Annotated in this window: 15 protein-coding genes and 1 pseudogene; 9 read left to right on the top strand and 7 right to left on the bottom strand. The window is 70.7% G+C overall.

Going from position 1 to position 13120, the window contains the following annotated elements; all coding sequences use genetic code 11:
- Positions 1 to 666, bottom strand: a pseudogene (locus B7767_RS07385) (hypothetical protein); the annotation flags it as partial.
- A 229-nt stretch (positions 667 to 895) separates the two neighbouring features.
- Positions 896 to 1336 carry a methylmalonyl-CoA epimerase gene (gene mce, locus B7767_RS07390; RefSeq protein ID WP_085571447.1) on the bottom strand — a complete coding sequence of 147 codons (441 nt, stop codon included), beginning with the start codon at positions 1334 to 1336 and terminating at the stop codon, positions 896 to 898.
- A 147-nt stretch (positions 1337 to 1483) separates the two neighbouring features.
- Between mce and B7767_RS07395 the strand changes: the two genes are divergently transcribed.
- Both B7767_RS07395 and meaB read left to right on the top strand, forming a co-directional pair.
- A complete protein-coding gene (locus B7767_RS07395) occupies positions 1484 to 2707 on the top strand; it encodes an acetyl-CoA C-acetyltransferase (RefSeq protein ID WP_085571448.1) in 1224 nt (407 codons plus the stop codon).
- 51 nt (positions 2708 to 2758) lie between these two features.
- Entirely contained in the window at positions 2759 to 3724 is a 966-nt protein-coding gene (gene meaB / locus B7767_RS07400) for a methylmalonyl Co-A mutase-associated GTPase MeaB (RefSeq protein WP_085571449.1), read from the top strand.
- Positions 3725 to 3864: 140 nt separating this feature from the next.
- Here the strand turns inward: meaB and B7767_RS07405 are convergent, their stop codons facing one another.
- Positions 3865 to 4518 (bottom strand): PepSY domain-containing protein, encoded by a 654-nt coding sequence (locus tag B7767_RS07405; protein ID WP_085571450.1) that lies wholly within the window; start codon positions 4516 to 4518, stop codon positions 3865 to 3867.
- A 120-nt stretch (positions 4519 to 4638) separates the two neighbouring features.
- On the opposite strand from B7767_RS07405, the gene B7767_RS07410 reads away from it, so the two are divergent.
- Entirely contained in the window at positions 4639 to 5358 is a 720-nt protein-coding gene (locus tag B7767_RS07410; RefSeq protein WP_085571451.1) for a response regulator transcription factor, read from the top strand.
- Positions 5355 to 6767 (top strand): HAMP domain-containing sensor histidine kinase, encoded by a 1413-nt coding sequence (locus B7767_RS07415; RefSeq protein WP_085571452.1) that lies wholly within the window; start codon positions 5355 to 5357, stop codon positions 6765 to 6767. Before B7767_RS07410 ends, B7767_RS07415 begins: the two co-directional genes overlap by 4 nt.
- 6 nt (positions 6768 to 6773) lie before the next feature.
- Here B7767_RS07415 and B7767_RS07420 read toward each other — a convergent pair whose 3' ends face one another.
- The 4 genes from B7767_RS07420 to B7767_RS07435 form a co-directional block, all read right to left on the bottom strand.
- A complete protein-coding gene (locus B7767_RS07420) occupies positions 6774 to 7250 on the bottom strand; it encodes a MarR family winged helix-turn-helix transcriptional regulator (RefSeq protein ID WP_085571453.1) in 477 nt (158 codons plus the stop codon).
- 97 nt (positions 7251 to 7347) lie between these two features.
- Positions 7348 to 8124: an AIM24 family protein gene (locus B7767_RS07425; protein ID WP_085571454.1), complete on the bottom strand. Its 777-nt coding sequence runs from the start codon at positions 8122 to 8124 to the stop codon at positions 7348 to 7350.
- On the bottom strand, positions 8121 to 8771 hold the full coding sequence (locus B7767_RS07430; protein WP_085571455.1) for an AIM24 family protein: 651 nt from the start codon (positions 8769 to 8771) through the stop codon (positions 8121 to 8123). Before B7767_RS07430 ends, B7767_RS07425 begins: the two co-directional genes overlap by 4 nt.
- A 1-nt stretch (position 8772) precedes the next feature.
- Positions 8773 to 9405 (bottom strand): AIM24 family protein, encoded by a 633-nt coding sequence (locus B7767_RS07435; protein WP_085571456.1) that lies wholly within the window; start codon positions 9403 to 9405, stop codon positions 8773 to 8775.
- 204 nt (positions 9406 to 9609) lie between these two features.
- Here B7767_RS07435 and B7767_RS07440 point away from each other — a divergent pair, with 204 nt between their 5' ends.
- The 5 genes from B7767_RS07440 (at position 9610) to B7767_RS07460 (ending at position 12982) form a co-directional block, all read left to right on the top strand.
- Positions 9610 to 9954, top strand: coding sequence for a DUF3817 domain-containing protein (locus B7767_RS07440; RefSeq protein ID WP_085571457.1), 345 nt, complete (start codon positions 9610 to 9612; stop codon positions 9952 to 9954).
- On the top strand, positions 9951 to 10253 hold the full coding sequence (locus B7767_RS07445; protein WP_085571458.1) for an MTH1187 family thiamine-binding protein: 303 nt from the start codon (positions 9951 to 9953) through the stop codon (positions 10251 to 10253). Before B7767_RS07440 ends, B7767_RS07445 begins: the two co-directional genes overlap by 4 nt.
- A 63-nt stretch (positions 10254 to 10316) precedes the next feature.
- Positions 10317 to 10826 carry a MarR family winged helix-turn-helix transcriptional regulator gene (locus B7767_RS07450; RefSeq protein ID WP_085571459.1) on the top strand — a complete coding sequence of 170 codons (510 nt, stop codon included), beginning with the start codon at positions 10317 to 10319 and terminating at the stop codon, positions 10824 to 10826.
- Positions 10827 to 10869: 43 nt separating this feature from the next.
- Positions 10870 to 11202, top strand: coding sequence for a DUF3817 domain-containing protein (locus B7767_RS07455; RefSeq protein ID WP_085571460.1), 333 nt, complete (start codon positions 10870 to 10872; stop codon positions 11200 to 11202).
- Positions 11203 to 11281: 79 nt separating this feature from the next.
- Positions 11282 to 12982, top strand: a complete 1701-nt coding sequence (locus B7767_RS07460) for a methylmalonyl-CoA mutase (RefSeq protein ID WP_085571461.1) — start codon at positions 11282 to 11284, stop codon at positions 12980 to 12982.
- Positions 12983 to 13120 lie beyond the last annotated feature (138 nt).

Raw genomic sequence — 13120 nt, forward strand, 5'->3', positions numbered from 1 at the left:
CTCCGCGTCCGCGCGGGCCCGGCGCAGGATCTGCTCGGCCTCCGCGCGGGCCGACTCCGCCTCGCTCTGCAGCCGCTGCCGGGCCTCGGCCGTCAACCGCTCCGCCTCCGCGCGGGCGGCGGCCAGCGCCTGCTCGGTCTCCGCGCGGGACTCGTCGAGGAGCCGGCGGGCCTGCTGCTCGGTGCGGGCGCGCAACTGCTCCGCCCACGCCACGTTCTCGTTGACGTGCGACTCGACGGTCTGCCGGCGCTCCGCCAGCTCCTGGTCGAGCTGCTGGCGCCGCGTCACCGCCTCCTGGTGCAGCTCCGCCTGGAGCCGGGCCGCCTGCTCCGCGTGCTCCTGGAGGATCCGCTGGGTCTGCGCCCGCGCCTGGCTCAGCTCCCGCTCGGCGTCCGCGCGGAGCTGGTCGGCCTGCACCTGCGCGTTGCGCAGCAACTGCTCGGCCTGGTAGCCGATGTCACCGCCGTCGTACGCGGGCCGGGACATGATGGTGCGCCGCGCCTCGTGCAGCTTGGCGCGCAGCACCTCGACCTGGTAGCCGAGGTCCTCGGCGTGCTGGATCGCCTTTTCCCGCTCGGTCTTCAGCCGCTTCATCTCGGCTTCGAACCGAGAGAGGTGGTCGACGTCAGCCGCCGGCTCTCGCTCCTGGCTCTCGTAGCCCCGCACTGCGCGGTCCCATCCGTCCCCTGGTCGCAAGTCTGGCCGAGCTCCGTCCATCCGCCGAACGGGGCCCCCGGGGAATGGTGTCAGATCAACGGCGGAGCATGGGCTGCCGCCCCGCGCTCGCCCCCCGAAAACCGGACCCCGGCGATCCCGTCGCCAAAGACGACGGGACTGGGTCACCACGCATCGAGCGGCGACCGGACCCAACCCTACCGGCCCTTATGTACGTGGGTCAGTGCCCGGACGACTCAACGGGCGCCGAAGTGACCAGTTCTGTCAGTACGCCATGGCAGTCCTTGGGGTGCAGGAAGGTGATCCGTGACCCCATGGAGCCGCGCCGGGGCTCTTCGTACAGAACGCGTACGCCCTTGTCCTTGATGTCCGCGGCCTCCGCGTCCACATCCGCCGTACCGAAAGCGATGTGGTGGACGCCCTCGCCGTTCTTCGCCAGCCACTTGGCGACGGTGGAGTCCTCCCGGGTCGGCTCCAGGAGCTGCAGGTAGGAGGCCCCGCCGTCGGAGGTGTCGTTGATCTTGAGCATGGCCTCGCGCACGCCCTGCTCCTCGTTGACCTCGGAGTGGAACACCTCGAAGCCGTAGGTGGCCCGGTAGAACTCCACGGTCTTGTCCAGGTCGAAACAGGCGATCCCGATGTGGTCGATTCGCGTCAGCATGGAATCAGTGCAGCGCTCCCGCGGTGGTTACGCAACGTGCGCGCGATCACACCGAAAGGGCGATGACGTGGTCCACCGCACGTCAGTACATTCGAAGTAAACCCTCGTTCACTCCTCGGCTGTGCAGCCGGAAGGGGATCGCAGCTCATGTCTTCCGAAACTTCCGCACCATCCGCAACGAACGGCACGACCTCCGTCATCGTCGCGGGCGCCCGCACCCCCATGGGTCGGCTGCTCGGCTCACTGAAGTCCTTCTCCGGGGCCGACCTCGGCGGCTTCGCGATCAAGGCCGCCCTCGACCGTGCGGGGATCGGCGGCGACCAGGTCCAGTACGTGATCATGGGGCAGGTGCTCCAGGCCGGGGCGGGCCAGATCCCGGCCCGCCAGGCCGCCGTCAAGGCCGGCATCCCGATGAACGTCCCGGCGCTCACCGTCAACAAGGTCTGCCTCTCCGGCCTCGACGCCATCGCGCTCGCGGACCAGCTGATCCGCGCGGGTGAGTTCGACGTGATCGTCGCCGGCGGCCAGGAGTCCATGACCAACGCCCCGCACCTGCTGCCGAAGTCCCGCGAGGGCTTCAAGTACGGCGCGGTGCAGATGCTCGACGCCATGGCGCACGACGGTCTGACCGACTCCTTCGAGAACATCGCCATGGGCGAGTCCACGGAGAAGCACAACACCCGCCTCGGCATCGCCCGCCCCGAGCAGGACGAGATCGCGGCCCTCTCCCACCAGCGGGCCGCCGCCGCGCAGAAGAACGGCATCTACGAGGCCGAGATCACCCCGGTCGAGATCCCGCAGCGCAAGGGCGACCCGGTCCTGTTCAGCAAGGACGAGGGCATCCGCGGCGACACCACCGCCGAGTCCCTCGGCAAGCTGCGCCCCGCCTTCGCCAAGGACGGCACCATCACCGCGGGCTCCTCCTCGCAGATCTCGGACGGTGCGGCGGCCGTGGTCGTGATGAGCAAGGCCAAGGCGCAGGAGCTGGGCCTGGACTGGATCGCCGAGATCGGCGCCCACGGCAACGTGGCCGGTCCCGACAACTCCCTCCAGTCGCAGCCGTCCAACGCGATCCGGCACGCCCTGAAGAAGGAGGGCCTGGAGGTCTCCGACCTCGACCTCATCGAGATCAACGAGGCCTTCGCCGCGGTCGCCGTGCAGTCAATGAAGGACCTGGGTGTTTCCACCGAAAAGGTGAACGTCAACGGTGGCGCCATCGCGCTGGGTCACCCGATCGGGATGTCCGGTGCCCGGCTCGTGCTGCACCTGGCGCTGGAGCTGAAGCGGCGCGGCGGCGGCGTCGGCGCGGCGGCGCTGTGCGGCGGCGGCGGCCAGGGCGACGCGCTGATCGTGCGGGTGCCCAAGGCCTGAGCCCGGGGTCCTTCGCAGGTTGCTGATTTCCCTCTCGTGAACGGAGCTGTGATGCAGGACGTCTCCTCGCTGGTCGCCCAGGCCAGGGAAGGCAGGCCACGGGCCGTGGCCCGGCTGATCTCCCTGGTGGAGGGGGCGTCCCCACAGCTCAGGGAGGTCATGGCGGCCCTGGCGCCGCTGACCGGGAACGCGTACGTGGTCGGCCTGACCGGCTCCCCGGGCGTGGGCAAGTCCACGTCCACCTCGGCCTTGGTGACCGCGTACCGCAAACAGGGCAAGCGGGTCGGCGTCCTCGCGGTGGACCCCTCCTCGCCCTTCTCGGGCGGCGCCCTGCTCGGCGACCGCGTCCGCATGTCGGAACACGCCTCCGACCCGGGCGTCTACATCCGCTCGATGGCCACGCGAGGCCACCTGGGCGGCCTGGCGTGGGCGGCCCCGCAGGCCATCCGCGTCCTGGACGCGGCGGGCTGCGACGTGATCCTGGTCGAGACGGTGGGCGTGGGGCAGTCGGAGGTGGAGATCGCCTCCCAGGCCGACACGTCGGTGGTGCTCCTGGCCCCCGGCATGGGCGACGGCATCCAGGCGGCGAAGGCCGGAATCCTGGAGATCGGCGACGTCTACGTCGTCAACAAGGCCGACCGCGACGGCGCCGACGCCACCGCCCGCGAGCTGAACCACATGCTCGGCCTCGGCGAGTCCCGCGCCCCCGGCGACTGGCGCCCGCCGATCGTGAAGACGGTCGCCGCGCGGGGCGAGGGCGTCGACGAGGTCGTCGAGGCCCTGGAGAAGCACCGCGCCTGGATGGAGGAGGGGGGCGTCCTGACGACCCGCCGCCTGGCCCGGGCCTCCCGCGAGGTCGAGACCATCGCGGTGACGGCCCTCCGCGAACGCATCGGCGACCTCCACGGCGACCGCCGCCTGGACGCACTGGCGGAACGCATCATCGCCGGGGACCTGGACCCGTACCGAGCGGCGGACGAACTGGTGAAGGGCCTGACCACCTCCAGCCCCAAGTAGCCCGTCCGGCCCGACCAGCGCGTCCGGCGTTCGAGGACAAGGGGGCTCCGGGGGCGCAGCCCCCGGGGACGGTGGGGGCACCTCCCGCTCGAGCGAAGCCGGGAGTGGGGGAGGGAAGGGGCGGCGGGGACGACAACGGATCAGTCGTCGTCCGAGTCGCCCCCGTCGTCGTCCCGGTCGGCCGCGACGGAGCCGCTGCTCGGATCGACCCGCCAGTCCCGCTCGTCCCCGGAGGAGGCACGCGTCTCGGCCTCCCACCCCCGGTCGTCGTCGTCATCGAGGTCGACGGAGACGACCGTCCCCTTGGCGGCAGCCGCCTTCGCGGCCTCCCCGGCCGTCACCGACGCCCCCTTCAGCGCCGCCCGCACCTCGGCGGTGTCGTCCTCGTCGTCCTTCTGGGCACCCAGGACCTTCCCGCTGCCCGGGTCGACGCGCACGCTGTACCAGGTGTCCCCCCGGCCGAGGACGTCGACCTCCCAGACGGCCTTGCCGCCGTCGTCGTCCTCGTCGTCCAGCTCGGCGGAGACGGCCGTACCCGGCGTGTGCTCCAGCGCGGCGGCGATGGCGCCGGCGGCGGTCACGTCACCGGAGACGGCACGCCCGTCGCGGTCGCCGTCCTGCCCGTCGTCGTCCCGCGTGCCGTCGTCCCGCCCGTCGTCGTCCCCCGCCCGGGTCTCCGTCCGCGTCACCGACGCCGGCCCGTCGTCGTCCCCCGAGACCGCGAGGGCCGTGGCCGTACCGCCCCCGACCAGGGCCGCGGCCGTGACGACGGCGATCACGATGTTGCGCTTCATGTGGATTCCTCCCGAGTCACTGCGTTTCGTTCTGTACGGCATCAATCTCGCCGACCGACGCTGAGGGGAACCTGAAACCGCCTGAAGGGATCTTCAGCTTCGCTTTGCGACCCTTGTCGCATGCGCCCGCCCGTCTCCCACCACCACCCTGCCGGAGGCGCTTCGCGCCGCCCCTTTCGACTCTTGATCGTGGAGGACGAAAAACGCCTCGCCCTCTCCCTCGCCAAGGGCCTCACCGCCGAGGGCCACGCCGTGGACGTCGTCCACGACGGCCGGGAGGGCCTGCACCGGGCCACGGAGGGGACGTACGACCTCCTGATCCTCGACATCATGCTGCCCGGCCTGAACGGCTACCGGGTCTGCGCCGCCCTGCGCGCCGCCGGCCACGACGTGCCGATCCTGATGCTCACGGCGAAGGACGGCGAGTACGACGAGGCGGAGGGGCTCGACACCGGTGCCGACGACTACCTCACCAAGCCGTTCTCGTACGTCGTCCTCGTCGCCAGGATCAAGGCGCTGCTGCGCCGCCGTCAGGGTGCCGGGGCCTCTCCGGTCCATGTGCACGGCGACCTCAAGGTGGACACCGCCGCCCGCCGGGTCTTCCTGGGCGAGGGCGAAGTGACCCTGACCGCGAAGGAGTTCTCGGTCCTCGAACACCTGGTGCTGCGGGCCGGCGAGGTGGTCTCCAAGGCCGACATCCTGGAACACGTCTGGGACTTCGCCTACGAGGGCGACCCCAACATCGTGGAGGTCTACGTCAGCGCCCTGCGCCGCAAACTGCGCGCCGGCCTCATCCGCACCGTGCGCGGCGCCGGTTACCGCCTGGAGACGGCGCCGTGAGCCGCCTGTTCGGCTCGGTCCGCGCACGGGCGACGCTCGGCGCCACCCTCGTGGTCGCGGTCGCCCTCGTCGTGGCCGGCACCGCCGTACTGCTGTCGCTGCGCTCCAACCTGATCGGCGAGGCGGGCACCCAGGCGGAACGCTCCGCGCGGGCGGTCGCCTCCGAACTCGCCGCCCGGACGCCGTACGACAAACTGTCGGGGCTGGACGGGGACGACAGCCCGGTGCAGATCGTCGACGAGGACGGGAGGCTGGTCGCGGCCTCCGAGGACCTGCGACGGATCACCGGTACGGCGACGACCGACGTGACCCCGCAGTCGCCGAAGCCGGACGACGACGACTCCGGCGACGACTCGGACGACTCCGACGAGTCCCTCGCCCCCGGCGAGATCGCCGCCGAGACCACCTTCAGCAACGGCTCGGCGACCGTCGACGGCGACACCGAGGACTACCGCTTCGCCGCCGTGGAGGTGGAGACCGACGACCGGGGCCGCCTCACCGTCCACGCGGGCGCCCCCCTCGCCGCCGAGCACGGCGCCGTGCGGACCGCGCTGACCGTGATGCTCATCGGCTTCCCCCTCCTGTTCGGTGTCGTCGCCGGCGTGACCTGGCTGGTCACCGGCCGGGCGTTGCGCCCGGTGGAGGGCATCCGGAGCGAGATGGCCGCGATCACCGCCTCCGAGGACCTCGCCCGCCGTGTCCCCGAACCGGCCACCCACGACGAGATCGCCCGTCTCGCCCGCACCACCAACGAGACACTGGCCGCGCTGGAGGCGTCCGTGGAGCGGCAGCGGAGGTTCGTCGCCGACGCCTCGCACGAGCTGCGCAGCCCGATCGCCTCCCTGCGCACCCAGTTGGAGGTGGCCGCCGCCCACCCCGAGCTGCTCGACCTGGACGGCGCCGTCGAGGACACCGTGCGGCTCCAGCACCTCGCCGCCGATCTGCTGCTGCTCGCCCGGCTGGACGCGGGGGAGCGGCCCGCCGACGCCCGGGTCGACCTGTCCGCGCTGGCCCGCGAGGAGGCCGCGGGACGTACGGGCGTGACGGTGGACGCGGAACCGGCGGAGGTGACCGGATCGCGGGGGCAGTTGGGGCGGGTGCTCGCCAACCTGCTGGACAACGCCCGGCGGCACGCCCGCAGTCGGGTCACCGTGACCGTGCGGCGGGAGGGCGACCGGGCGGTCCTGGGGGTGGCCGACGACGGCGAGGGCGTGGCCGAGGCCGACCGGGAGCGGATCTTCGAGCGGTTCGTACGGCTGGACGCCGCCCGCAGCCGCGACGACGGTGGCGCGGGGCTGGGGCTGGCGATCGCGCGGGATGTCGCCCTACGGCACGGCGGGACGCTCACGGCGTCCGCGTCGCCGGCCGGCGGAGCCCTCTTCGAACTCCGCCTGCCGCTCGCCCGCTGACGGACGTCAGTGACGTCCCCGCTGCCCCCGCAGGTGCTCGGCGATGGGCTTGAGGGCCTTGTCGAGCTCGGTGAGGGCCTCGGGGGAGAGCAGGTCGATGAAGTGCCGGCGCACGGACGCCACATGGTGCGGCGCGACCTTCTGCATGGTCTCCATGCCGTGGTCGGTGAGGACCGCGTACAGCCCGCGGCGGTCGGACTCGCAGTTCTCCCGCCGGACCAGGTCCGCGTTCTCCATGCGGGTGATCTGGTGCGAGAGGCGGCTCTTGGACTGCATGGTGGCGGAGGCGAGGTCGCTCATCCGCATCCGCCGGTCCTCCGACTCGGACAGATTGACCAGGATCTCGTAATCGTTCATCGTCAGGCCGAACGGCTGCAGATCCTTCTCTAGCTGGTACGTCAACAGCCTGTTGACCTCCAGGTGGGTGCGCCAGGCGCACTGCTCCGCATTGGTCAGCCAGCGGGTGGCCGTCTCGGTCTCCATGAATGAAGTCTACCTAAGGAAGTTGAATGGCGAACTAATAATGCTTCCGTGTGACACCGTGCTCAGGCGTTCGATGTCACACCCCGCACATTACCGCTCACAGCCCGAAGCGACGCTGGAGGTCTCCGAGCTGTCCGGGAAGACGCGGTGTGCCCGCCCCCTGCCCGTGGCCACCCGGAACCCCGCCCCCGGGCACCCCCGGCTCGTGCGGAGTCACCCCCGTGGCCTGCTCCGCCATCAGAGTCTCGGACGACTGGAGCAGCACCGTGCCCGCCCCCACGAACTCGAACTGGTGCTCCTCGCCGGAGGCTCCGCCGAGGCCCGTCATCGCACGTAGACCGCCCATCAGGCCGGTCATGTAGCCGTGGTCGTAGTGGTGGCACGGAGAGGGGCAGTCCGCCCATCCGACCAGCGCCTGCGGATCCACCCGGATGGGAGGTTCCATGAACACCACCGGTCCGTTGGATGCGGCCACGAACTTTCCGGTTCCGATCAGCGTCAGGAAACCCGGCACGATCGACTGCTTGAGCGCGAGACTTGGCTGAAAAGCGAGGAGGTTGCCCGAGCGAATGGTCAGGTTGCCGTCCTCGAGGTCGTACGAATTCACGTCGAAGGCCCGGTCGGCGAGGAGCATCTTGCCCGAGCCCTCCGCCACGACCCAGTCGCTCGCGTGCAGTGGCGAATGGAACGAGGTGCGGACGAGTCGGTCGAGTCGCCCGTGCCCGATCCCGTTGAACTCGATCGAACCGTAGTAGGCGATCATCTTCCCCTTCTGCATGAACCACTGGGTGCCCTTGAGCTCCACGCAGAAGGTGTAGTGATCGACGTTGTCGTCGGAGGGCAGCGTCGCCGGATCGTGGACGGTGTGGCTCACAGCTTCTCCTCCGACGCCTGGACGTACACGGCACCGCTGCCGCTCAGCTCCAACTGGAACGCCTCGCCGGAACCGCGGCCCACCATGTCCCGCCAGCCGAGGGCGGTCGACAGCTTGTTGCGCACGTCGCCGTGGTGGGCGACGTAGGCCTGCGGGTCGACGTGCACCGGCCGCTGCGGGGTGATCGGGACCTCGATGACCCCTCCGTGGGCCATCACGGCGACGGAGCCGTGCCCCTTGAGCGAGGTCGTGAACAGCCCCTGCCCGGAGACCTGCCCCCGGACCATGCCCATCACCCCGCCCTGAGAGCCGAGGAACACCGTGCCCTGCTCCAGCGTGCCCTCGAAGGCCAGCAGCCGGTCGGCCTCGACGTACAGCGTGTCCCCGGCGAGGTCGATCACCTGGATGTGGTGGCCGCCGTGCCCGAACAGGACGGTGCCGCTGCCCTCGACGGTCATCAGGGGCGTGTCCTCGTTGGCCACCCGCCGCCCGATCATCGACATCACCCCGCCCTGACCGCCCGCCATGTTCGGGGTGAAGCTGACCTCCCCCTTGTACGCGAGCATCGCGCCGCGCTGACTGAACAGCCGCCGGCCGGGCGACACCGTCGCCTCGATCATCTTCGCGTTGATCTCCCGGAAGCCCATGTCACACGTCCCCCGCGATCGTGTTCCGCTCACTGGGCTGTACGTAGACCAGCCCGTCGCCCTCGAACCGGATCTGGAAGGCCTCGCCGCCGCCCTCTCCCATCAGGGTGCGGAAGGTCACACCCGACTGGAAGGACTGCCGCAGGTTCCCCTGGTGGGCCACATAGGCGCCGGGGTCGACCGTCAGCGGGTACTGCGGGCTGACCCGGAGCAGCACCGCCGGCCCGTCCGACAGGAGCGCCGCCTGGCCGTGCCCCTCGACCGTCGTCGTGAACAGCCCGTTGCCCTGCGAGGCCCCGCGCGTCCCCGTGAACGTGGTCCCGGTGCGCAGGCCCCCGTCCGTCGCCAGCAGGTTGCTGGACTCCACGTACAGCTTGTCGCCCTGCAGGGCCACCAGATTGATCTCGGAGGCCCGGTCCGCGAAAAAGCAGGTCCCGTGCCCCTTCACCTCCATCAACGTCATCTGCTCGCCCGTGAGCCTGCGGGTCACCATCCCCCTCAGCCCCTCACCGCCACCGCTGAGCTTCTTGAAGGCCATCTCACCGTCGTACGCGACCATGGAGCCGTTCTTCGCCTTCACGGCGTCCCCGGTCATGTCGACGGCGAGCACCTTGCTGCTCTGAAGTCGGAACATCGCCACGCCTGCGACGGTAGCCGCACCTTCGCCCCCGCCGACAGATCCCGGGGGTGGAGTCGCGCCCCGGCCGGCCCCTACGGGATGTGCGGCCCCCCTCCGGTGACCGCGGACGGCGTTTGCCACAATGGCGGGGCGCTTGTGCGTGCGTTCACAAGCCGTCCGACCCGTCGACGCCGACGTCTCTCCCACCGAAGGTGACCCGTGGACATCAAGACCGCCTCCGCCCTCCGCCGCCTCCGCCTGGTCTCGGGCCCCGAAGCGATCTCGTTCCTCCTGCTGCTCGTCTGCTCGGTCCTGAAGCGGACCACCGACTTCAACGCCGTCCCGGTGATGGGCGCGGTCCACGGCTTCCTCTTCGTCCTCTACGTGCTCTTCTGGGCCGACGCCTGGAACCGCGCCAAGTGGTCGCTGGGGACCGCCGCCTTCTACTTCCTGATGTCGGTCCTGCCCACCGGCGGCTTCTTCGCCGACCGCCGCCTCAAGCGCGAGGCCGAGGACGCGGTGATCGCCTCCCGCGCCCGCGCCGAAGGGGCCGTGAAGGCATGATCGTCGCCTTCTCCGTGACACCGCTCGGCGTCGGCGAGGACGTGGGGGAGTACGTCGCCGACGCCGTGCGGGTGGTCCGCGAATCCGGCCTGCCGAACCGCACCGACGCGATGTTCACCTCGGTCGAGGGCGAGTGGGACGAGGTCATGGACGTGGTGAAGCGCGCCGTGGCCGCGGTGGAGGCACGTGCGCCGCGCGTCTCCCTGGTCCTCAAGGCGGACATCCGCCCGGGGGTGGAGGACGGCCTCACGTCCAAGGTGGAGACCGTCGAACGCCACTTGGCACGCGGCGGCGGCTGACCGACGGGACCGATGAGTGAGACAGGGCTGACCGGCATATGACCGGCCGGTAGGGTCTGGTCCGTGCCGAAGCCGCTCAGTCTCTCGTTCGATCCCATCGCCCGCGCCGACGAGCTCTGGAAGCAGCGCTGGGGAAGCGTGCCGTCGATGGCCGCGATCACCTCGATCATGCGGGCGCAGCAGATCCTGCTGGCCGAGGTGGACGCGGTCGTCAAGCCGTACGGCCTCACGTTCGCGCGGTACGAGGCCCTGGTGCTGCTGACCTTCTCCAAGTCCGGTGAGCTGCCGATGTCCAAGATCGGCGAGCGGCTCATGGTGCACCCCACGTCGGTGACGAACACCGTGGACCGCCTGGTGCGCTCGGGCCTGGTCGCCAAGCGCCCCAATCCCAACGACGGCCGCGGCACCCTCGCGACCATCACCGACAAGGGCCGCGAGGTGGTCGAGTCCGCCACCCGCGACCTGATGGCCATGGACTTCGGCCTGAGCGCCTACGACGCCGAGGAGTGCGGCGAACTCTTCGCGATGCTCCGGCCGCTGCGGCTGGCGGCGGGGGACTTCGAGGGCGAGTGACCCCGGGCAAGATCTCCCGGAACGGCCCGTTACGCTCGACTCCATGAAGAAGAGCGTGCTGACCCGCTACCGGATCATGGCCTACGTCACCGGTGTCCTCCTCGTCGCGCTGACCCTCGGCATGATCGGCAAGTACGCGCTCGACATGGGCGGGGCGGCCGACTTCACGCAGGTGGTCAGCATCGCCCACGGATGGCTCTACGTCGTCTACCTGATCTTCGCCTTCGACCTCGGTTCCAAGGCGAAGTGGCCGGTCAAGAAGCAGCTCTGGGTGCTGCTCGCCGGGACCGTCCCCACCGCCGCGTTCTTCGTGGAGCGCAGGATCAGCCGCGAGCTGGAGGGCAAGGTCGCGGACGAGGCCCCCGCGGTCGCGTAACGCGTCCTACCGCCGTACGGAGCAGCGTGCGGCGGTCCCCCATCGACATTTACTAGGACGTCCTAGTAAATTCGAAGGCATGGACGCTGACGCCATCGAGGAGGGCCGCCGACGCTGGCAGGCCCGGTACGACGCCGCTCGCAAGCGCGACGCGGATTTCACCACGCTCTCCGGCGATCCCGTGGAGCCGGTGTACGGGCCCCGGACCGGGGACACCTATGAGGGGTTCGAGCGGATCGGCTGGCCGGGGGAGTACCCCTTCACCCGCGGGCTGTACCCGACCGGCTACCGGGGGCGGACGTGGACCATCCGGCAGTTCGCCGGGTTCGGCAACGCGGAGCAGACCAACGAGCGGTACAAGATGATCCTCGGCAACGGCGGCGGCGGGCTCTCCGTCGCCTTCGACATGCCGACGCTCATGGGCCGCGACTCCGACGACCCGCGCTCCCTGGGCGAGGTCGGCCACTGCGGGGTGGCGATCGACTCGGCCGCCGACATGGAGGTCCTGTTCCGGGACATCCCGCTCGGGGACGTGACGACCTCCATGACGATCAGCGGGCCCGCCGTGCCCGTCTTCTGCATGTACCTCGTCGCCGCCGAGCGCCAGGGCGTCGACCCCGCCGTGCTCAACGGCACGCTGCAGACGGACATCTTCAAGGAGTACATCGCGCAGAAGGAGTGGCTCTTCCAGCCCGAGCCCCATCTGCGCCTCATCGGCGACCTGATGGAGCACTGCGCGGCCGGCATCCCCGCCTACAAGCCGCTGTCGGTCTCCGGGTACCACATCCGCGAGGCCGGGGCGACGGCCGCGCAGGAGCTGGCGTACACACTCGCGGACGGCTTCGGCTACGTGGAGCTGGGGCTCAGCCGCGGCCTCGACGTCGACGTCTTCGCCCCCGGCCTGTCCTTCTTCTTCGACGCGCACGTCGACTTCTTCGAGGAGATCGCCAAGTTCCGTGCGGCCAGGCGGATCTGGGCGCGCTGGATGCGGGACGTCTACGGCGCGAAGAGCGACAAGGCGCAGTGGCTGCGCTTCCACACCCAGACCGCCGGTGTCTCGCTGACCGCGCAGCAGCCGTACAACAACGTCGTACGGACCGCCGTGGAGGCGCTGGCCGCGGTGCTCGGCGGGACCAACTCGCTGCACACCAACGCCCTCGACGAGACCCTCGCGCTGCCCAGCGAGCAGGCCGCCGAGATCGCCCTGCGCACCCAGCAGGTGCTGATGGAGGAGACCGGCGTCGGCAACGTCGCCGACCCGCTGGGCGGTTCCTGGTACGTCGAGCAGCTCACCGACCGCATCGAGGCGGACGCCGAGAAGATCTTCGAGCAGATCAAGGAGCGGGGCCTGCGGGCCCACCCGGACGGGCAGCACCCGATCGGGCCGATCACCTCCGGCATCCTGCGCGGCATCGAGGACGGCTGGTTCACCGGCGAGATCGCCGAGTCGGCGTTCCGCTACCAGCAGGCGCTGGAGAAGGGCGACAAGCGGGTCGTCGGCGTCAACGTCCACACCGGGTCCGTCACCGGCGACCTGGAGATCCTGCGCGTCAGCCACGAGGTGGAGCGCGAGCAGGTGCGGCTCCTCGGCGAGCGCAAGGCCGCCCGCGACGACGCGAAGGTGCGCGGCGCGCTCGACGCCATGGTCGCGGCCGCGCGCTCCGGCGCCAACATGATCGAGCCGATGCTGGACGCCGTACGCGCGGAGGCGACGCTCGGCGAGATCTGCGGCGTCCTGCGGGACGAGTGGGGCGTGTACACGGAGCCCGCCGGGTTCTAGACCCGACGCCACTCCGTCACGACGGTCGGAGGTTTTCCGGGCGGGGAGCCGGTGTCCTGCTCCGGGACCGCGCGGAAGGGAGACCGCCGTGGTCCGCGGTCCTGATCCGGGCCACGGCGACGTCCGTGCCGGGGGCCG

This window comes from Streptomyces sp. 13-12-16, from assembly GCF_002114215.1.
Classification (GTDB): domain Bacteria; phylum Actinomycetota; class Actinomycetes; order Streptomycetales; family Streptomycetaceae; genus Streptomyces.